This is a genomic window from Seonamhaeicola sp. NFXS20, assembly GCF_049132085.1.
GTDB lineage: Bacteria > Bacteroidota > Bacteroidia > Flavobacteriales > Flavobacteriaceae > Seonamhaeicola.
In genome coordinates this window covers 282,220-300,591 of sequence record NZ_JAFMPU010000002.1, presented here as the reverse complement: position 1 = coordinate 300,591, position 18,372 = coordinate 282,220, and the positions used below count along the sequence as shown (strand labels likewise).

The following is an 18,372-nucleotide window of genomic DNA, read 5'->3' as shown; positions in this document are numbered from 1 at the left end:
TCACTTAAATGGATATTAATAGAATGAAACATATGAAAATTTTAGTGGTTTTTGTAGGCCTATTTTTTACTTCATTTGGTTTTTCACAAGATGACACTAATGATTTAGCTAGCTGGACAGCTATAAATTTAAAGTATAAGCTAGATGAAAAATGGGCATTTAACCTTGAGGGGCAATTAAGATTAAAAGAAGATATATCAGAAGTTGATGAATATTTCTCAGAACTTGGTGCTACCTACACAGTGTTTAAAGGCTTTAAACTAGGAGCAGGACTTCGGTACATAAGAGAAAATGATAACGTAGGAAATGTTCAAGGTTACGAAAATCATTTTCGGTATAATATAGATGCGTCTTACAAACACAAAATAAACGACCTGTCACTTAAATACAGATTACGTTATCAAAACAAAAATGAATTAGGAGTAAGTACTTCCGAAGGCGATTACGCAAAACAAACCCTACGTTTTAAAACATCTTTAGAATACAATTTTAGCAACTGGAAATTAGATCCAGAAATTTCAGCAGAAATATTTAATCGATTTGGGAAAGAAGCAGAGAATGAATTTAGTAAATACCGTTTAACCTTTGGTACAGAATACAAACTAAAAAAAGTAGGAACCATTGGGGTGTTCTATAGGTTTCAAAAAGAACTAAACGAAGAGTTTCCAGAAACCACTAATATTATTGGATTAAAATACACGTATACCTTTAAAAACAAAAAAAATGAAGAGAAATAAATTAAATATATATTTTCTTTCAGTACTATTATTTTTTGGTGTTTCAACATTAACTTTTAGTGCTTGCAGTTCAGATTCAGACTTAACAGAAACAACCTCTGAAGATGATGATGACAATGAAGATGATGGAAATGACACAAGTGTATCAGAAATAGGAGAAAACCACGAGGAAAGTAGCGATTATGTTTGGGACAGTTCCAGCGTGGTGTATATTACACTAAACGGAACATCTATTACAGTAACAGGAGAAGGTGCCACGGTTAGCGGAACTACTGTAACAATAAATTCTGCCGGAAATTATGAGGTGTCGGGCACTCTTAATGATGGGCAAATAGTAGTAGATACAGATGATGATGAAACCGTAAGACTTATTTTAAACGAAGTAAATATTACAAGTACTACAAGCGCACCTATTAATATTGCTAGCTCAGAAAAAACAATTGTAATTCTTACAGAAAACACAACCAATTATTTAACAGATGCCAGTAGTTATGTTTTTGAAGATGATGACGATGAACCTAATGCAGCACTTTTTAGTGATGATGACCTAACAATTTATGGCGAAGGAACACTAATTGTAAATGCTAATTATAATGATGGAATTGCTAGTAAAGATGGTTTAATAATAGCTAGTGGCACTATTAATGTTACAAGTGTAGATGAAGGTATAAGAGGAAAAGATTACCTAATTATTAAAGACGGAAATATTACTATTAATGCCGAAGGAGATGGTATAACATCAGATAATGATGAAGATTTAAACAACGGATGGATTATTATTGATTCTGGAGAGTTTAAAATCACTGCCGAAGGCGATGGTATTGTTGCAGAAACTTATATAGAAATAAATTCTGGAGACTTTATTATTGAAACAGGCGGAGGTAGCAGCAGCTATTTAAGTTCAGATGATTCAGCAAAAGGCATTAAATCTAATATGGCTATTTTAATTGAAGACGGTGTTTTTAATATAAATTCATCCGATGATAATATTCACGCATCATATGATATTACAATAAATGAAGGAACCTTTACTTTAGAAACAGGAGATGATTCCATTCATTCAGATGACACTATCGAAATAAATGGTGGAGAAATTACCATTACAGAAGGTGTTGAAGGTATTGAAGCTCCAGATATTACCATTAATAATGGCACACTAAATATAAACACAAGTGATGATGCTATTAATGCAGCTGGTGCTACTAGTAATAATTTATACATCACAGGAGGTTATATAGTTATTGATTGTTCTGGAGATGGGTTAGACTCTAATGGCAATTTAACAATGACCGGAGGAACCGTAATCTTAAACGGGCCAACAGCTCAAAGCAACAGTCCCTTAGATTGTGATGGCACATTAAGTTTAGATGGAGGTTTTTTAGTAGCAACAGGTTATGCGTCTAATATGGATGAAGCAGGTAGTAGCTCGTCAGATCAGTATTCTGTACTTGTTAAATTATCATCTACCCAATCAGCAGGCAGTTTATTTCATATTCAAAACAGTTCCGGCGAAAGTATTTTAACATTTAAGCCAGCAAAAAAATACAAATCTGTAGTATTTTCATCTTCTAGTTTAGGTACAGATACATATAATATCTATTTAGGAGGAAGCTCTACCGGAACCGAAACCAATGGTTTATATGAAAACGAAACATATACTCCTGGAACACTCTATAAAAGTTTTACAATTTCAAGTAAAACCACAACCGTTAACTAGATATAACATTTAATTATTAACCAGTACTATGAAAAAAAATATAAAACAAATCAAATTACTTTTTGTAGCATTAATATTTGGTGCTACAATAGTAACCTATTCCTCTTGTGGTTCTGATGAAAATACTTCAGAAATTATTTCAGATAACGATGACGACGACGATGACGATGATGATGTAGTTGTAATAGACGATACCGATTTTGAAGCTACAGACTGGACTACAGAAACACACAGTAAAGATGCAGACCCAAATTATGATGAAGTCTTTGAAGACGAAGCCATAAAACGAATAGATATTGTTATAACAGAAGAGCGTTGGGAAACTATGTTAGATGATATGACAGATACCTATGGTACCTTTGGAAGGTTTTCAGGCGGATCAGGATTGTCAGATACAGATGAAGACCCTGTTTTTGTGCCAGCCGAAGTGTTTTATAACGGTATAGAATGGTATAGAGTAGGAGTTAGATTTAAAGGAAATTCTAGCTTACAATCTACATGGCAAAGTGGTAATTTAAAATTATCATTCAAGTTAGATTTTGATGAATTTGAAGATGATTATCCACAAATAGATAATCAACGTTTTTACGGATTTAAAAAACTTCATCTTAAAAATAATTACAATGATGAGTCTATGATGAGAGAGAAAGTAGCTGGTGATGTATTTAGAAACGCAGGTTTAGCTGCCTCACGTACAGCATTTTATACATTGTATGTAGACTATGGTGATGGTCCAACATATTTTGGCGTTTATACTTTAGTTGAAGATGTAGAAGATACCCTTTTAGATGATTATTTTGGTGATAATAATGGAAACTTATACAAACCCGATGGTGATGCAGCAAGTTTTGCCTACGGAACTTATGATGAAGATGAATATGTAAAAAAGAACAATGAAGATGATGATGATTTTTCAGATGTGCAAAATCTATTATCAGTTTTACATGATGATACTAGAACCACAGATCCTGAAACTTGGAGAGCAAATTTAGAAGCCGTTTTTGATACCGATGTGTTTTTAAAATATTTAGCAGCAAACACCGTCATTCAAAACTGGGATACTTATGGAAGAATGACACATAATTATTATCTGTACAACAATCCAAACACAAATAAACTAACATGGATTCCTTGGGATAATAATGAAGCCTTACAAACAGGAAATATGGGAGGCTCATTACCATTAAATTTTTCGGGATTAAGCAGCAGTAGTTGGCCTTTAATTGGTTATTTGTACGCAGATGACGTTTATAAAGCTAAATATGATGCCTATGTTCAAGAAATAGTAAATGATGCCTTTAGCGTAAGCAATATTCAAGCACAATACACAACCTATTCTGCATTAATTGAATCTTATGCAACCTCAGAAATAAGCGGTTATACTTTTTTAGAGAGCAGTTCAGATTTTTACTCAGCAGTAAGTACTTTAAACTCTCATGTTGTATCTCGTAATACGGCAGTAAGTAACTATTTAAATTAACAGTAACAAAATAAAAAATAATACAATGAATTACATTAAAACCTTAACAACAATTTTTTCAATGCTTATTTGTGTAACACTTTTTGCTCAAGGACCTCCTGGTGGCGGAAGAGGCGGAATGCAAGGTGGTGATCAGCAAAGAGGAGGAAGACCAGATGCTTCTGAAATTTTATCAATGTTAGATACTAACAGTGATGATTTAATTGATAAAGATGAAGCAGCAGAAGACAAAAGAGGTAAAATAGCTGAAGATTTTGATGAAATTGATACCGATGATGATGGCTTTATAAATTTAGAAGAATTAGAAGCATTTTTAAATAATAGAAAAGGACCAAAAATGATGTCACCAGAAAAACTTATAGAACAGGTTGATGATAATGGTGATGGTACTTTAAATGAGTTAGAAGTTGCAGCAAAACAACAACAGGAATTAGTAGAAAATTTTGAAGCAATAGATACTAATGATGATAAAGAACTTGATATAGATGAATTAAAAGCTTTTTATGAATCTAAAGAAAACAATAAGAAACGTAAAAGGAGAAATTAATTAAGTCTTACAAGATTTAACTTAAAAAAGCATCTAAAATAAAAAATACAAAAATTAAGCTATGAAATATTTATTTAAAATATCTCTGTTATTTGTTTTTTTGTTAGCACTAACTTTTATTGCATGCTCAAGTGATAACGAAACTACAAATGAAGTAGAAGAAGAGATAGTTACAGAGTTACATGCCGCTTTTTCTGCATTCAATACAGAGGCTACAACCATTTATTTAGATGGTAGTAAGGTGGTTATAGAAACAACAGGCTTACCAAATCACGAAACCGTGTATTGGGGTGAGGGTAATGCACTTTATATAGATGAACCCGATGTTGCTACAACACCAAGTATTATGAGTAGTAATAATAATGCCACAACAATTAGAGTAGATGCTACTCCTAATTTAACAGGAAGTACTGTAGAAACTCAACTAAATACAATTGGTATTGCGGTAAGTGGCGCCTCAATTTTTAACGACCAAGAAGGTGGTGGCGCTTTAGATCAAGCAGCTGCTAGTTTAGATTGGACAGGAGCACACATTGGTCCTGGTGTTTACCATTATCATTTAGAACCAAAAGCATTTACTGATGATGATGATAATTTAGTAGGAATATTACTTGATGGTGTTTTCTTGTATGGTAGAAAATGTAACTCAACAGGTACCTACCCAACAGATTTAGATGCTTCAGGAGGGCATACTTCTACTACACAATACACCAATGGAGAAGAAGAATATCATTATCATATAATAAATGAATTATATTCAAACACAGGTTCTTATATAGCATTTGCAGGACCTTACCAAGGGTATTAAAATGAATGTTTTAAAATTAACATTTATTATCATATTAATAAGTTGTATTGTTAGTTGTAAGCAAGAATCAAATAAAAAAGTTGATATAGCTAATAATGAAGAACAGTCTATTCTTATAGATTCTTTAACGGTATTAAAAACAGATTTGGTTTTAAACCCAATAGAAGGAAAATGGTATTATAAAGGCAATCCTTTCAACGGTTATTCTGTTAAATATTACGCTAATGGGGCTTTAGCTGAAAAGCTTGGGTTTATAAAAGGTAAAAGAGAGGGCGTTGGTAGAAGATGGTCTAAAACTGGTGTATTAAGAGAAGAATTTTATTATAAGTATAACAGGTTAGATGGTACTTATAAAATGTGGTGGGATAACGGTGTTTTAGAAGCAGAAATAAATTACGTTAATGGCCTAAAGCAAGGTGAAGAAAAAAAGTGGTATCCTAATGGTAAACTAGCAAAACTAAGGCAATTGGTTGATGATAAAGAGCATGGTTTGCAAAAAGCATGGTTACAAAACGGTAAACTTTACGTGAATTACGAAGCTAAAAATGGACGCATATTTGGTATGAAACGAGCCAACTCATGTTATAAACTTGAAGATGAAGTGGTAATAAAAAACAAGAATACAAAATGAAATACCTTACACTGTTTTTAATAATATTTGTTTTTGCATGTAAAGAACAGGCTAAAAAAGAAAATATTAAGGATGTAGATTCTAGTAGGGTAGCATATTTGCCATATTATAACAATGAATCTTTTACACCAAATTGGTTAGTGCCAGGTACTAAAGAAGAGCAGCAGTTTCATAAAATACCAAATTTTAAATTTGTTAATCAATTAGGAGATACAGTAACCCAAAACACTTTTAAAGATAAAATTTATATAACCGATTTTTTCTTTACAACCTGTCCGGGTATTTGTCCTAAAATGACAAACAACATGTTTAAGGTACAGGAAGCGTTTAAAAATAATTCTCAGGTACTATTACTGTCTCACTCTGTTATGCCAACCACAGATTCTGTATCTGTTTTAAAAACTTATGCCGAAAACAATAAAGTTATTGATAATAAATGGCACTTGGTTACAGGTAATAGAGATGAAATTTACAACCTTGGAAGAAATCATTATTTTGTTGAAAATAACTTAGGAGAAGAAACAGATATAAATGATTTTTTACACACAGAAAACTTTTTGTTAATAGATAAGAATAAGCATATAAGGGGCATATATAATGGGTTAAACAGGGCTTCAATTGCACAATTAATTATTGATGTAAAAGCGCTTCTTAAAGAATAATATTTTTTTTGATTAATAGCTGTTGAGGGGTTATAATTAGAAAAGCTGCAATTTAATTGCAGCTTTTCGTTTTCTAGTAAATAAATTGTAATTAAGCTCCTTTTTGCTTATTAATTTCGTCCTGCAATTGGCGTCTTACTTTTTGTTCTCTTTCTAAAGCAACTCTTCTATGCTCATCAAACTCTTCTTCAATTTCAGCTAAATTTTGTTTTGCTTTTTTTGTAATGGCATTACTGTTTTTAAACTTATATATAAATAAAATAAGCAATGCAAGTAAAGCTGCTATAATAGTCCACATAAGCATATTATATCCTGTTTTACTCATTTGCATTCCAAATAAAGCCATACTATCTTTTTCTTTATTTGTATTATCTAAAGTAGCTTGTGTTTTAGATAAATTGCTTTTTAAATCATTAATTTCTTTGTTCTGATTTATTATAGTGGTATTTGACTTTAATAATTTACTCTTTAAAGTATTTATAGAATCGTTGGTCTGTTTTTGTAAACTTAGTAGCATACTACGTTTAACAGCTTCATAAGGTAGTCCGTTGGTGCCTTTAAAGTTTCCAGATTTTCTTAAAACATATTCAAACTTATCATTTATAGATCCTTCATTAATAGATTGAGGTTCTAGTTTTCCTTGAGCATTTAACGATGTTAAAGAAACTAATAAAAAAAGAAAAATAAAAGTAGATTGCTTAATCGGATTCATTTATTTTGGGTTTAAATGGTTGTATTTGGATTACGAAGTTAAAAAAATAAATTATATAGCCACTTATAATGAAGCTTCAGTATATACGTTTAAAATTAAACCTCAGATGTTACATTTTAATAGTAAGTATAACGTCTTACTTTAGAAATATATTTTGCAAGCCTTATAACTTGATGACTATACCCATATTCATTATCATACCAAATATATAATATGGCATTTTTACCATCTGGTCTAACAATAATTGCTTTACTATCATAAATAGATGGAGCAGAACTACCAACAATATCGGTTGATACTAATTCATCACTTAATTCGTACTTAATTTGCTCAACTAAATCACCTTCTAAAGCATATTTTTTTAAAACAGTATTTATACCATTTAAAGAGGTTTCTTTCTCAAGTTCTAAATTTAAAATAGCTAATGAACCGTTAGGAACGGGAACCCGAATAGCATTTGATGTTAATTTGCCTTTTAAACTAGGTAATGCTTTAGCAACGGCATTACCAGCACCGGTTTCTGTAATTACCATATTTAGAGCAGCTGCACGTCCTCTTCGGTATTTTTTATGAAAATTATCAACCAAATTCTGGTCGTTTGTGTATGCGTGAATGGTTTCTAAATGCCCCGATTTTATACCAAAAGAATCTTCAATAGCTTTTAAAACAGGTGTAATGGCATTAGTAGTACAAGAAGCAGCCGAAAATATTTTGGTTTTGTCTGGGTTATACTCATTATGGTTTACACCATGAACAATGTTTGGTATCTCCTTTCCTGGTGCTGTTAATAATACTTTATCAATACCTTTTGATTTTAAATGTCTACTCAACGATTGTTTATCTCTAAAAGCGCCTGTATTATCAATAACTAAAGCTTTTTTAATATCAAATTTAGTATAATCTATATCCTCTGGAGCATTAGATGAAATTACTTTAACCGTAGTGCCATTAATAATTAAGGCGCTATTTTTAGTATCAACTAAAACGGTTCCTGGAAAATCTCCGTGTACAGAGTCATTGCGGAGTAAAGCTGCTCTTTTTTCAAGAATGGTTTCATTAATTTCACCTCGAGTAACAATAGCTCTTAGGCGTAATTGACTGCCTTTTCCGGTTCTAGCCATTAATTCTCTGGCTACCAATCTGCCAATTCTACCAAAACCATATAGTACTACGTCTTTGGGCTCAATACCGTTACTTTTATTAGCATCTTTAAGTTTTCTTGCAACAAAAGCAGTGGCGTTTGCATGTTTGTTTTCGTCTAAATGAAATTCATAAGTTAGTTTACCAATATCAAGTTTTGCTGGTGGAATATCTAGAGTTTTTATAGCTCTGGCAATTTCTACAGAATCAAAAATAGAAATAGGTTTTTGCACAAATTTACCTGCGTATTCATGTAAATTTAATATTTGACTTACGGTTCTATCTATTAGCTGATTTCTAAAAAGCACTAGTTCTATAGATTTGTCATACCATAAGTCGTTTACAGTTTTAATAAACTCTACAGTGGCTCTTCTACGGTCTGCTTGAAAGGCTAATTCTTTTTCATAAGTTTTGTTAAAATTCATGCTTAAATAGTTTTAGTTGTATGTTTAGTTTTAGCAAAATTATCATATTTCAAACGTTTTCGTAGTGTGTTTACATAAAAAAAATAACCTCTTTAATTTTAAAGAGGTTATTGGCGTGTTTTAAATGTTTTATATTAATTATCTAAAATTGAATCGTTCTTTTTCTCCACGAGAATTAATTAGTTCTATTCTCAACGATTCGTATTCTGATTTGTTTTTTAGTGCATTTTGTACATCATCAACAGAATTTACTTTTACTCCGTTAATTGATGTTATAATGCTTCCTTCTTCTACACCGTTATTTTTCCAATAATCGGCATATTTATCATCTAGTTTAATAATTTTTACACCATGTTCTGCCTTAAGTTTTTTCAAATCTTTTTCTTTTGCATTTTTAACTTCTCCAACCAAAGGCATGGTATAAGTTTCATTTTTTAGCAAAGTAACAGGTGTGGTGTATAATTTTCCGTCTCTAGAGTAGGTTACATTAACAACATCATTTGGCCTTTTAGAGCTTATTTGACCTGTTAAATCTGAAAATTTAGAAATTTTAATATTATTTATTTTCTTAATAATATCACCTTCTTTTAAACCAGCTCTATCAGCTCCAGAATCTTCAACAACTTCTGCTATATAAACACCTTCAGTATCATTAACGCCTAATTCTTCAGAAGCTTTACTATTAAGTGTACCGCCTCTAATTCCTAAAATACCGTTTTGAACATTACCATACTCCATAATGTCTTCAATTACTTTTCTAGCAATATTGCTAGGAACAGCAAAGGAGTATCCAATGTATGATCCTGTTTGAGATGTTATAGCTGTATTAATACCAATAAGTTCACCATTAGTATTAACAAGAGCACCACCAGAATTACCGGGGTTTACAGCGGCATCGGTTTGAATGAAAGATTGTGAACTGTTGCCAGATAGATCTCTAGCCTTTGCGCTAATAATTCCAGCGGTAACTGTTGAGGTTAAATTAAACGGATTACCAACAGCTAAAACCCATTCGCCTACTTTGGCATTATCAGAATCTCCAAAAGTAACAAAAGGCAAATCTTCATCGGCATCAATTTTTAAAAGCGCAATATCTGTTTTAGCATCTGCACCAACCAATTCAGCTTCATAAGTTTTATTATTGTTTAAGGTTACAGATAGTTCTTGTGCATTTTTAATAACATGATTATTGGTAATTATATATCCATCTGCATTAATAATTACACCAGAACCTGTGCCTACTTGCGGACGCTGAGAACTTCTTCCAAAAAAGAAATCTTCAAAAGTCATTTGTCCAGAACTCATAGATAAGTTTTTTACATGTACTACTGCATGAACTGTGTTTTCTGCAGCTTCAACAAAATCTGGTGCTTCGGTAGTGTTATATAAGGTGTTTATATTACTTGTTGGTAAAAACGTAGGGGTTGTTTGTGTATTATTATCTACAACTACCGTGTTTTCCTCTTCTAAAAATAATTTATATCCTCCTAGTGTTAAAACACCACCTAAGGCCGAAATCAGTACTAACGATAAAATCTTCTTCATAATTTTTCAGTATTAAGTTTTATTTAATGAACGATTAAAATTAAATATTTATTAGTTTAATATTTTCATTTAACTGTTTTTTAACGCCAACTTTAACGCCAACTTAACAATCAATAAAACGGTTTTATATTCATATATTTGTGCCATATTATGCAACAAGAATTTTATAAATATCAAGGAACAGGAAACGATTTTGTGATGATTGATAATCGTCAACAAAAATTCGACAAAAATAATACCAAACGTGTTGCTTTCTTATGTGACAGACGTTTTGGCATAGGTGCAGATGGTCTTATTTTACTAGAAAACCATGATGAGTACGATTTTAAAATGGTTTATTACAATTCTGACGGAAACGAAAGTACCATGTGTGGTAATGGAGGGCGTTGTTTAGTGGCGTTTGCTAGAGATTTAGGAATTATAAAAAACAAAGCTACTTTTGAAGCTATTGATGGTTTACATCACGCCTGCATTGATGATGATATTGTAAAGTTACAAATGCAAGATGTTGATGAGGTTAATAAATATGACAGTCATGTGTTTTTAGATACCGGTTCGCCACATCATGTGCAGTTTGAAGACCATATAGATACTTTTAATATTAAAGAAAAAGGAGCCAAAATTCGCTATGGAGCGCCCTATAATGATGTTGGTACTAATGTAAATTTTGTTAAGAAGATATCAGATGATACGTTTTTGGTTAGAACCTATGAACGAGGTGTTGAAGATGAAACATTATCGTGCGGTACTGGAGTAACTGCTGTAGCAATAGCTATGAATGCAACAAAACAAACAAAAGATAACACCATAACGTTAAAAGTGCAAGGAGGTGAACTAAAAGTTACTTTTGATGTTGTAAATGAAGCTTATAAAAACGTATGGCTTATTGGTCCTGCAAAATTAGTGTTTAAAGGAACTGTATGATTACGTTAAAAGGAAAAAATATTTACCTACGTGCTTTAGAGCCAGAAGATTTAGAGTTTGTTCATGCGGTTGAAAATGACGAATCTATATGGGAGGTTAGCAATACTCAAACACCATTTTCAAAATTTATAATAAAACAATATTTAGAAAACGCACATAAAGATATTTATGAGGTGAAACAACTTAGGTTGGTAATTTCAAATTATAATGATGCGCCTTTAGGAATGATTGATATTTTTGATTTCGATTTTAAAAACAGTAGAGCCGGAATAGGTATTTTAATAAAAGATACCGAAGCTAGAGGAAAAGGGTATGGTTCTGAAGCTTTAAAACTACTAGTTTCTTATTGTTTTACACATTTAGGGTTGCACCAATTGTATTGCAACATTTCAGAAGAGAATGAAGTTAGCATAAAGCTTTTTAAAAATGAAGGCTTTAAACAAGTAGGGCTTAAAAAAGACTGGAACTACGTTAATAATTCATATAAAAACGAATATTTATTTCAGCTTATAAATAATTAATATGTACATTAAAAAAATTCTTTGGGCTATTGCTTTAATTGGGCTAGCGGTTGCAGCTTATTTGGCATACTATATTTATTCTGCAATGATGGTGCCCAATACAGCTTTTAATAATGATGAAGCTTATATTTATGTAAAATCTACCGATACCTATCAAGATGTTAGAGAACAATTAGAACCCTTACTAAAAAACATCAATAAGTTTGATGCCTTAGCTAAACAAAAAAAATATATAAGTAATGTAAAAGCAGGTAAGTTTGTTATAAAAAAAGACATGAGTAATAATGATATTATTAACTCTATAAGAATAAAAAATGGAGTTGAAATTAATGTAACATTTAATAATCAAAGTTCATTAGAAAAACTAGCCGGTAGAATAGCATTGCAAATAGAAGCAGATAGTGTTTCCTTATTAAATGCTATGAAAGACGAAACATTTTACGCTAAAAATAATTTTAAAAAAGAAACAGCTTTAGGTATGTATTTACCTAATAGTTATAAGTTTTTTTGGAATACTTCAGCAGAAGCCTTTAGAGACCGTATGCTAAAAGAATATAATCGTTTTTGGAATGAATCGCGTTTAAATAAGGCAAAAGCACTTGGTTTATCTAAAGATGAAGTCATGACATTAGCATCTATTGTTTATGAAGAATCTAAGCAACCTTCAGAACAACCAAGAATTGCAGGTGTATATATAAATAGGTTGAAAATTGGTATGCCACTACAAGCAGACCCAACTCTAAAGTTTGCAGCGTATCAATTACCTAAGTATAAAAATACCGTTATTAAACGTGTGCTAAATGTTCATAAAGAAATTAATTCACCTTATAATACATACAAAAATGCTGGTTTGCCCCCAGGGCTTATAGCAATGCCAGATATATCTGCTATTGATGCTGTTTTAAATTATGAAAAACACAAGTACTTATATTTTGCTGCAGATGCTAAACGTATTGGTTATCACAAATTTGCTAAAACCTTGGCGCAACATAATGTAAACGCTAGAGCATATCAACGATATTTATCTTCACAAGGAATTAATAAATAGTGAAATGGCTTAGTTTTATATATCTTTTTTTTACTGTTTTTACATCAACAGCATCATTTTCTCAATCTAAATTAAATGCTTTTTTAACACCAAGTGACACTTTAAACAAGTCTAGGCGCAATGTTGTTGTAATTTCTGAAACTACTTTGGCTTCAATGTCATTAATAGGACTAAACCAATTGTGGTATTCAGACTATGACCGTTCTAAGTTTCATACGCTAAATGATAATAATGAGTGGTTGCAGATGGATAAAATGGGGCATGTATTTACTTCTTATCAATTAGGAAGAGTAGGAGCCAATGTATTAAATTGGAGTGGTGTGCGTAAAAAAGACCAATTATTATATGGCGCCACATTAGGTTTTGGGTTTTTAACAGCTGTTGAAGTGCTAGATGGTTTCTCTAAAGAATGGGGTTTTTCTTGGGGTGATGTTTTAGCTAATGCAACGGGAACAGGACTCTATATTAGTCAAGAATTACTGTGGAAAGAACAACGAATAGACGTTAAGTACTCATTTCACCAAACAAAATACGCTTCTCAAAACCCCGAAAAGTTAGGAGAAGGCCTTTTAGAAGAAATTTTAAAAGATTATAACGGACAGACGTATTGGCTAAGCGTTAACCTTCATTCTTTTTTAAAAGAAACAAAAATTCCTAAGTGGTTAAATGTAGCTGTAGGTTATGGTGCCGAAGGTATGCTTAAAGGAACAGAAGATATTGACAATCAGTTGTTAACAAGTTATAATAGGAAACGTCAATTCTATTTAAGTTTTGATGTAAATTTGAAAAAGATTAAAACAAATTTTCCCCTGTTAAGATCTGTTTTTAGCATTTTTAATATGATAAAAATGCCTTTTCCTACGTTAGAATTAAGTAACAAAAAGTGTGTTTTTCATCTATTCTACTATTAAATATAGTATTTAAACGAGTAGTTTTGAAGTTATTAGATTTTTTTATAATTTTGCACGCTCAAATTTCAAGGCATAGTTTTTGTAATTTATGCTGAAAAAATTTAGAACTATGGTAAAGAATATTGCAAGTTATTTTACCCTCGGGCTTACAATATGTATGTTATTGTGTGTTTCGTTTACATCTAACGAAACAGTAGACTTGAGTAAGTATTCTACAAAAGGACTGGATTTAAACTATACGGTTAGTCCAGACGTTGCTAAAGACAGGGATCTTATAGCATCAAACGAAGTTTTCTCACCTTATTTAGGTAAATCTTTTGTTGGTTTTAAAGAAGCAGTAGCTTTTAAAGAATCAAGAGGTGATTATGCTTGTGTAAATACCTTTGGTTACTTAGGTAAATACCAATTTGGAAAGGAAACTTTAAAACTTATAGGGATTAATAATCCTAATGAGTTTTTAAATGACCCAAAACTACAGGAAAAAGCTTTTATAGCTAATGCTGAAAGAAACAAATGGATTTTAAGACGAGACATTAGAAATTTTGTTGGAAAACGAATTAATGGTGTTGTTGTTACAGAATCTGGAATTTTAGCAGCAGCTCATTTAGCTGGCCCTGGGAGTGTGAAAAAGTACTTAAGAAGTTACGGCTTAAATAATTTTGCCGATGGTTTTGGAACAACGGTTTATACTTACATGAAACGTTTTTCTGGTTACGATACTTCTTTTATTAAACCAAACAAGAAAGCAAAAGCTATGTAATTAGCTTTTATGTATAATAAATATGGTAGGTCTTTTATGAAGGTCTACCATATTTTTTTTCCAATCACTTACAGTTTTTGTTTTTATAAATTCTGAAGACAATGTAATATCACAAGCCACACATATATTGGTATTACCAGCTAAAGTATTGGTAATGTCTTCTAGCATTTTATTATTTCGGTAAGGCGTTTCTATAAAAATTTGAGATTGTTTTTTTTCAAACGATAAACGCTCTAAGCGTTTTAACTCATTTTTTCTTTCATTTTTATCAATAGGAAGGTAGCCGTTAAAAGCAAAGCTTTGTCCGTTCATACCAGAACTCATTAGTGCTAATAAGATAGAAGAAGGCCCTACTAAAGGTATAACTTTTATGTTTTTTTGGTGTGCTATTTTTACAACATCGGCACCAGGATCTGCTATTCCAGGGCAACCAGCTTCTGAAAGTAAACCAACATGTTCTCCTTTTAAACAAGGATTTAAAAAACTTGGTAAATCTGTAATTTCAGTATGTTTGTTTAAAATAAAGAATTGTAAAGATGGTTGTGATTTTTCTGGATAAATTCTTTTTATAAAACGTCTTGCTGTTTTTTCGTTTTCAACAATAAAAATATTTAAACGTTCTATAGTTTGTTTAACCGTAATAGGTAAAACTTCTAAGGGGTCATTGTCACCTAATGTGCAAGGAATTAAATAAAGACTACCCTTATTCATTTAGACTTAAATTTTCAGCAATTAAAGAGCATGCTTCATCTAACATTTTATAAACGTTTTCAAAACCTTGGTCACCACCGTAATAAGGGTCTGGTACATCGTAGTTTTGATTTGGGTAAACCAAATTTAAAATCATTTCTACCTTGTTTTTATCATTGTCATTTCTTGCTAGTTTAATAACATTTTGGTAGTTAGACTCGTCCATAACATAGATGTAATCAAAATTATCAAAATCATCAACGGTGAATTGTCTCCCTCTTAAGTGTGATATATCTAAACCATATTTTCTTGCAACTGCAATAGAGCGTTTATCTGGTTTGCTGCCAACATGGTAACTAGCTGTTCCTGCAGAATCTACAATAAAAAAATCAGATGAAAGTTTTGATTTTAATATACCTTCGGCTAATGGTGAGCGACAAATATTGCCTAAGCAAACCATTAATATTTTAGTCATTTGAATTAAATTTTATACTGAAAGTTTTTTGGTAATATCTTCAACGTATTTTCTAAACTGTTTATCTGTTGAAGATAGGTTGTCTACTGTCTTACAAGCATGTAAAACAGTGGCATGATCACGTTTACCAATTTGGGAACCAATACTTGCTAATGAGGCTTTGGTGAATTTTTTAGCAAAGAACATGGCTAATTGGCGTGCTTGTACAATATGACGTTTTCTTGTTTTAGATTGTAGAGTGTCTATATCCATTTGAAAATAGTCTGATACTACTTTTTGAATGTAATCTATAGAAACTTCACGTTTTGTGTTTTTAACAAATTTTTCAACAATAATTCTTGCTAAATCAAGAGTAATTTCCTTTTTATTGAAAGATGATTGAGCAATTAAAGAAATTATAGCACCTTCTAACTCTCTTACATTAGTTTTTATGTTTTTAGCTACGTAATCAACAATTTCTTCAGGCATTTCAACACCATCTCTGTATAACTTGTTGTTTAATATAGAAACTCTAGTTTCAAAATCTGGTGTTTGCAATTCTGCCGAAAGTCCCCATTTAAAACGAGATAGTAAGCGTTGTTCTATATCTTGCATATCAACAGGAGCTTTGTCACTTGTTAAAACAACCTGTTTACCATTTTGGTGTAAATGGTTGAATATGTGAAAGAAAACATCTTGTGTTCCTGTTTTTCCAGAAAGAAATTGTACATCATCAATAATAAGAACATCTATAATTTGATAAAAATGAATAAAATCATTTCTATTATTCTTTTTTACAGCGTCTATATATTGTTGTGTAAATTTTTCAGCAGAAATATAAAGAACCGTTTTTTCTGGGTATTTGTCTTTTATATCAACTCCAATAGCATGTGCTAAATGGGTTTTACCTAAGCCAACACCACCAAAAATTAATAGAGGATTAAATGATGTCCCTCCTGGTTTACTAGCAACAGCTAAACCTGCGCTTCTTGCTAAGCGGTTAGAGTCTCCTTCTAAAAAGTTATCAAAGCTATAATTTGGATTTAGTTGAGATTCTACCTTTACATTTCTAATACCAGGAATAACAAATGGATTGCGTAACTCTGGGCTTTTATTATTTAAAGGTATATCAACATCTTGAGATTTTACAGCTGTTCTGTTAGAACTAGGAATTTTTTCTGTAAAAGGTTGTTTGTTGCCATAGGTGTTTTCCATTTTAATAATGTAAACCAATTTGGCATGTTCACCTAATTCTTTAGTAAGTGCTACTTTTAAAATTTTAACGTAGTGTTCTTCTAGCCATTCGTAGAAGAATTTGCTAGGAACTTGTATGCTTAAAGCTTTATCAGTAAGCTTGACTGCAACAATTGGTTCAAACCAAGTTTTATATGCTTGCGGCTGAATATTATCTTTTATAAACTTAAGACAGTTATCCCATACCGATTGCGCAGTTTTGCTCATTGTTAAATTTTAAGGTTTATAGTTAGCTAAAATTAGAAAGAGATCCCCAATACATTTGTCCCGTTCTCTGTGGCAAATATGTGAACAAAATTCTTAAAAAAAAAATCAAATTCTATTGAATTTTTGGAAATTTTTCCTCATGTTTATCTGCTTTCCGAAACTACAAAAAAATATTTAAATATAACAATGAAATTCGACGAAATACAAATAAGAGTGAGATACGGTGAAACAGACCAAATGGGTGTGGTGTATCATGGAAATTATGCATTATACTTAGAAATGGGGCGGATTGAGTGGCTAAGAAAGTTAGGAATCTCTTATAAATCTATGGAAGAAAATGGTATTATGTTACCAGTAGTTTCATTAAATGTAAATTATAAAAAATCAGCTTGTTATGATGATGTAATTAATGTAAAAACTCAACTAAAAAGTAGGCCTACCGCAAAGATTGAATTTGATTATGAAATTACTAATGAAAAAGGAGAAATTTTAACTACAGCAAGTACTACGTTAGTTTTTATTGATACTAAAACCAATAGACCTACTAAAGCGCCACAATATATTTTAGATGCTATTGATAGCTTAGATTAAAGTTTTTTTATTTCAATTTCGTAAAGATTGTTGAATATATTGAATGCTGATTTGGCTTCTTTTTTTCTAACTGAAATTGTGATTTTGCAATCTAATTCTAAAACTTGATTAATAACGTTTAGTTTCTTTTCTTTAATAACTCGCATTACAGTATTCATGTTTTTGTAATCAAAAGTTATTAGGTAATCAATATTAATGGTTTTTTCAATAATATTGGAAGCTTCTAAGGTTAATTGTGCAGTAGTTTTATAGGCGTTAATTAATCCGCTAACACCTAATTTAACACCTCCAAAGTATCTCACTACAACAATTAAAATATTAGTAACATCAAAAGAAAGTATCTGGTTATAAATTGGCATGCCTGCAGAATTACTAGGTTCGCCATCATCATTAGCTCTAAATAAAATGTTTTCTGTTCCTATTTTATAGGCGTAACACCAGTGTCTTGCGGCATGGTGTTCTTTTTTTAATTGTTCTATGTGGTTTTTAGCTTGGTCTTCATTTAAAACAGGGTAAGCATAACCAAAAAACTTACTGTTTTTATCTTTAAATAAAATATTTTTGGTACTAGAAGTAATGGTTTTATATGTATCTTTTTCTTCCAAAAC

The 18,372-nt window shown here is 31.3% G+C and carries 20 protein-coding genes; 13 read left to right on the top strand and 7 right to left on the bottom strand.

Annotated elements, in window-relative coordinates:
* The first annotated feature begins 8 nt into the window (after positions 1-8).
* The 7 genes from J1D01_RS04545 to J1D01_RS04515 all read left to right on the top strand — a co-directional run bounded on the left by J1D01_RS04545 (position 9) and on the right by J1D01_RS04515 (position 6,582).
* Positions 9-737 carry a DUF2490 domain-containing protein gene (locus J1D01_RS04545; RefSeq protein ID WP_421149985.1) on the top strand — a complete coding sequence of 243 codons (729 nt, stop codon included), beginning with the start codon at positions 9-11 and terminating at the stop codon, positions 735-737.
* Positions 724-2,454 (top strand): carbohydrate-binding domain-containing protein, encoded by a 1,731-nt coding sequence (locus J1D01_RS04540; protein WP_421149984.1) that lies wholly within the window; start codon positions 724-726, stop codon positions 2,452-2,454. The genes J1D01_RS04545 and J1D01_RS04540 overlap by 14 nt, the downstream gene beginning before the upstream one ends.
* 28 nt (positions 2,455-2,482) lie before the next feature.
* On the top strand, positions 2,483-3,934 hold the full coding sequence (locus tag J1D01_RS04535; RefSeq protein ID WP_421149983.1) for a CotH kinase family protein: 1,452 nt from the start codon (positions 2,483-2,485) through the stop codon (positions 3,932-3,934).
* A 25-nt stretch (positions 3,935-3,959) separates the two neighbouring features.
* A complete protein-coding gene (locus tag J1D01_RS04530; protein WP_372937146.1) occupies positions 3,960-4,481 on the top strand; it encodes an EF-hand domain-containing protein in 522 nt (173 codons plus the stop codon).
* 61 nt (positions 4,482-4,542) lie between these two features.
* Positions 4,543-5,289: a YHYH protein gene (locus J1D01_RS04525; protein ID WP_421149982.1), complete on the top strand. Its 747-nt coding sequence runs from the start codon at positions 4,543-4,545 to the stop codon at positions 5,287-5,289.
* Between the two features lies 1 nt (position 5,290).
* Positions 5,291-5,920, top strand: coding sequence for a toxin-antitoxin system YwqK family antitoxin (locus J1D01_RS04520; protein ID WP_421149981.1), 630 nt, complete (start codon positions 5,291-5,293; stop codon positions 5,918-5,920).
* Entirely contained in the window at positions 5,917-6,582 is a 666-nt protein-coding gene (locus J1D01_RS04515; protein WP_372937149.1) for an SCO family protein, read from the top strand. Before J1D01_RS04520 ends, J1D01_RS04515 begins: the two co-directional genes overlap by 4 nt.
* Positions 6,583-6,673: 91 nt before the next feature.
* Here J1D01_RS04515 and J1D01_RS04510 read toward each other — a convergent pair whose 3' ends face one another.
* The 3 genes from J1D01_RS04510 to J1D01_RS04500 form a co-directional block, all read right to left on the bottom strand.
* Entirely contained in the window at positions 6,674-7,294 is a 621-nt protein-coding gene (locus J1D01_RS04510) for a tRNA (guanine-N1)-methyltransferase (RefSeq protein ID WP_421149980.1), read from the bottom strand.
* A gap of 116 nt (positions 7,295-7,410) precedes the next feature.
* The gene (locus J1D01_RS04505; RefSeq protein WP_421149979.1) at positions 7,411-8,859 is read right to left on the bottom strand and encodes a glyceraldehyde-3-phosphate dehydrogenase; all 1,449 of its coding nucleotides are present in this window, start codon (positions 8,857-8,859) and stop codon (positions 7,411-7,413) included.
* A gap of 138 nt (positions 8,860-8,997) precedes the next feature.
* Positions 8,998-10,404 (bottom strand): Do family serine endopeptidase, encoded by a 1,407-nt coding sequence (locus J1D01_RS04500; protein ID WP_372937152.1) that lies wholly within the window; start codon positions 10,402-10,404, stop codon positions 8,998-9,000.
* A 150-nt stretch (positions 10,405-10,554) separates the two neighbouring features.
* Here J1D01_RS04500 and dapF point away from each other — a divergent pair, with 150 nt between their 5' ends.
* The 5 genes from dapF (at position 10,555) to J1D01_RS04475 (ending at position 14,568) form a co-directional block, all read left to right on the top strand.
* A complete protein-coding gene (gene dapF / locus J1D01_RS04495) occupies positions 10,555-11,328 on the top strand; it encodes a diaminopimelate epimerase (protein ID WP_421149978.1) in 774 nt (257 codons plus the stop codon).
* A complete protein-coding gene (locus J1D01_RS04490) occupies positions 11,325-11,849 on the top strand; it encodes a GNAT family N-acetyltransferase (protein ID WP_076696970.1) in 525 nt (174 codons plus the stop codon). The genes dapF and J1D01_RS04490 overlap by 4 nt, the downstream gene beginning before the upstream one ends.
* Before the next feature lies 1 nt (position 11,850).
* Positions 11,851-12,897, top strand: coding sequence for an endolytic transglycosylase MltG (mltG, locus tag J1D01_RS04485; RefSeq protein WP_421149977.1), 1,047 nt, complete (start codon positions 11,851-11,853; stop codon positions 12,895-12,897).
* Positions 12,894-13,808 (top strand): DUF2279 domain-containing protein, encoded by a 915-nt coding sequence (locus J1D01_RS04480; RefSeq protein WP_421150199.1) that lies wholly within the window; start codon positions 12,894-12,896, stop codon positions 13,806-13,808. The genes mltG and J1D01_RS04480 overlap by 4 nt, the downstream gene beginning before the upstream one ends.
* Positions 13,809-13,917: 109 nt before the next feature.
* The gene (locus tag J1D01_RS04475) at positions 13,918-14,568 is read left to right on the top strand and encodes a peptidoglycan-binding protein LysM (protein ID WP_372937156.1); all 651 of its coding nucleotides are present in this window, start codon (positions 13,918-13,920) and stop codon (positions 14,566-14,568) included.
* Here J1D01_RS04475 and J1D01_RS04470 read toward each other — a convergent pair whose 3' ends face one another.
* The 3 genes from J1D01_RS04470 to dnaA are packed head-to-tail and all read right to left on the bottom strand — an operon-like array spanning position 14,569 to position 17,173.
* Positions 14,569-15,279: an SAM-dependent methyltransferase gene (locus tag J1D01_RS04470; RefSeq protein WP_421149976.1), complete on the bottom strand. Its 711-nt coding sequence runs from the start codon at positions 15,277-15,279 to the stop codon at positions 14,569-14,571.
* Positions 15,272-15,733 carry a low molecular weight protein-tyrosine-phosphatase gene (locus J1D01_RS04465; protein WP_421149975.1) on the bottom strand — a complete coding sequence of 154 codons (462 nt, stop codon included), beginning with the start codon at positions 15,731-15,733 and terminating at the stop codon, positions 15,272-15,274. Before J1D01_RS04465 ends, J1D01_RS04470 begins: the two co-directional genes overlap by 8 nt.
* Positions 15,734-15,745: 12 nt before the next feature.
* A complete protein-coding gene (dnaA, locus tag J1D01_RS04460) occupies positions 15,746-17,173 on the bottom strand; it encodes a chromosomal replication initiator protein DnaA (RefSeq protein ID WP_421149974.1) in 1,428 nt (475 codons plus the stop codon).
* Positions 17,174-17,359: 186 nt separating this feature from the next.
* On the opposite strand from dnaA, the gene J1D01_RS04455 reads away from it, so the two are divergent.
* Positions 17,360-17,764 (top strand): acyl-CoA thioesterase, encoded by a 405-nt coding sequence (locus J1D01_RS04455; RefSeq protein ID WP_421149973.1) that lies wholly within the window; start codon positions 17,360-17,362, stop codon positions 17,762-17,764.
* Here J1D01_RS04455 and J1D01_RS04450 read toward each other — a convergent pair.
* Positions 17,761-18,369: an IMPACT family protein gene (locus tag J1D01_RS04450; protein WP_372938631.1), complete on the bottom strand. Its 609-nt coding sequence runs from the start codon at positions 18,367-18,369 to the stop codon at positions 17,761-17,763. The genes J1D01_RS04455 and J1D01_RS04450 overlap by 4 nt on opposite strands.
* Positions 18,370-18,372: the final 3 nt, after the last annotated feature.

Bases quoted from the DNA above. Each gene is read 5' to 3' on its own strand.
- J1D01_RS04545 (WP_421149985.1), top strand. From the start codon at position 9: ATGGATATTAATAGAATGAAACATATGAAAATTTTAGTGGTTTTTGTA.
- J1D01_RS04540 (WP_421149984.1), top strand. From the start codon at position 724: ATGAAGAGAAATAAATTAAATATATATTTTCTTTCAGTACTATTATTT.
- J1D01_RS04535 (WP_421149983.1), top strand. From the start codon at position 2,483: ATGAAAAAAAATATAAAACAAATCAAATTACTTTTTGTAGCATTAATA.
- J1D01_RS04530 (WP_372937146.1), top strand. From the start codon at position 3,960: ATGAATTACATTAAAACCTTAACAACAATTTTTTCAATGCTTATTTGT.
- J1D01_RS04525 (WP_421149982.1), top strand. From the start codon at position 4,543: ATGAAATATTTATTTAAAATATCTCTGTTATTTGTTTTTTTGTTAGCA.
- J1D01_RS04520 (WP_421149981.1), top strand. From the start codon at position 5,291: ATGAATGTTTTAAAATTAACATTTATTATCATATTAATAAGTTGTATT.
- J1D01_RS04515 (WP_372937149.1), top strand. From the start codon at position 5,917: ATGAAATACCTTACACTGTTTTTAATAATATTTGTTTTTGCATGTAAA.
- J1D01_RS04510 (WP_421149980.1), bottom strand. From the start codon at position 7,294: ATGAATCCGATTAAGCAATCTACTTTTATTTTTCTTTTTTTATTAGTT.
- J1D01_RS04505 (WP_421149979.1), bottom strand. From the start codon at position 8,859: ATGAATTTTAACAAAACTTATGAAAAAGAATTAGCCTTTCAAGCAGAC.
- J1D01_RS04500 (WP_372937152.1), bottom strand. From the start codon at position 10,404: ATGAAGAAGATTTTATCGTTAGTACTGATTTCGGCCTTAGGTGGTGTT.
- dapF (WP_421149978.1), top strand. From the start codon at position 10,555: ATGCAACAAGAATTTTATAAATATCAAGGAACAGGAAACGATTTTGTG.
- J1D01_RS04490 (WP_076696970.1), top strand. From the start codon at position 11,325: ATGATTACGTTAAAAGGAAAAAATATTTACCTACGTGCTTTAGAGCCA.
- mltG (WP_421149977.1), top strand. From the start codon at position 11,851: ATGTACATTAAAAAAATTCTTTGGGCTATTGCTTTAATTGGGCTAGCG.
- J1D01_RS04475 (WP_372937156.1), top strand. From the start codon at position 13,918: ATGGTAAAGAATATTGCAAGTTATTTTACCCTCGGGCTTACAATATGT.
- J1D01_RS04470 (WP_421149976.1), bottom strand. From the start codon at position 15,279: ATGAATAAGGGTAGTCTTTATTTAATTCCTTGCACATTAGGTGACAAT.
- J1D01_RS04465 (WP_421149975.1), bottom strand. From the start codon at position 15,733: ATGACTAAAATATTAATGGTTTGCTTAGGCAATATTTGTCGCTCACCA.
- dnaA (WP_421149974.1), bottom strand. From the start codon at position 17,173: ATGAGCAAAACTGCGCAATCGGTATGGGATAACTGTCTTAAGTTTATA.
- J1D01_RS04455 (WP_421149973.1), top strand. From the start codon at position 17,360: ATGAAATTCGACGAAATACAAATAAGAGTGAGATACGGTGAAACAGAC.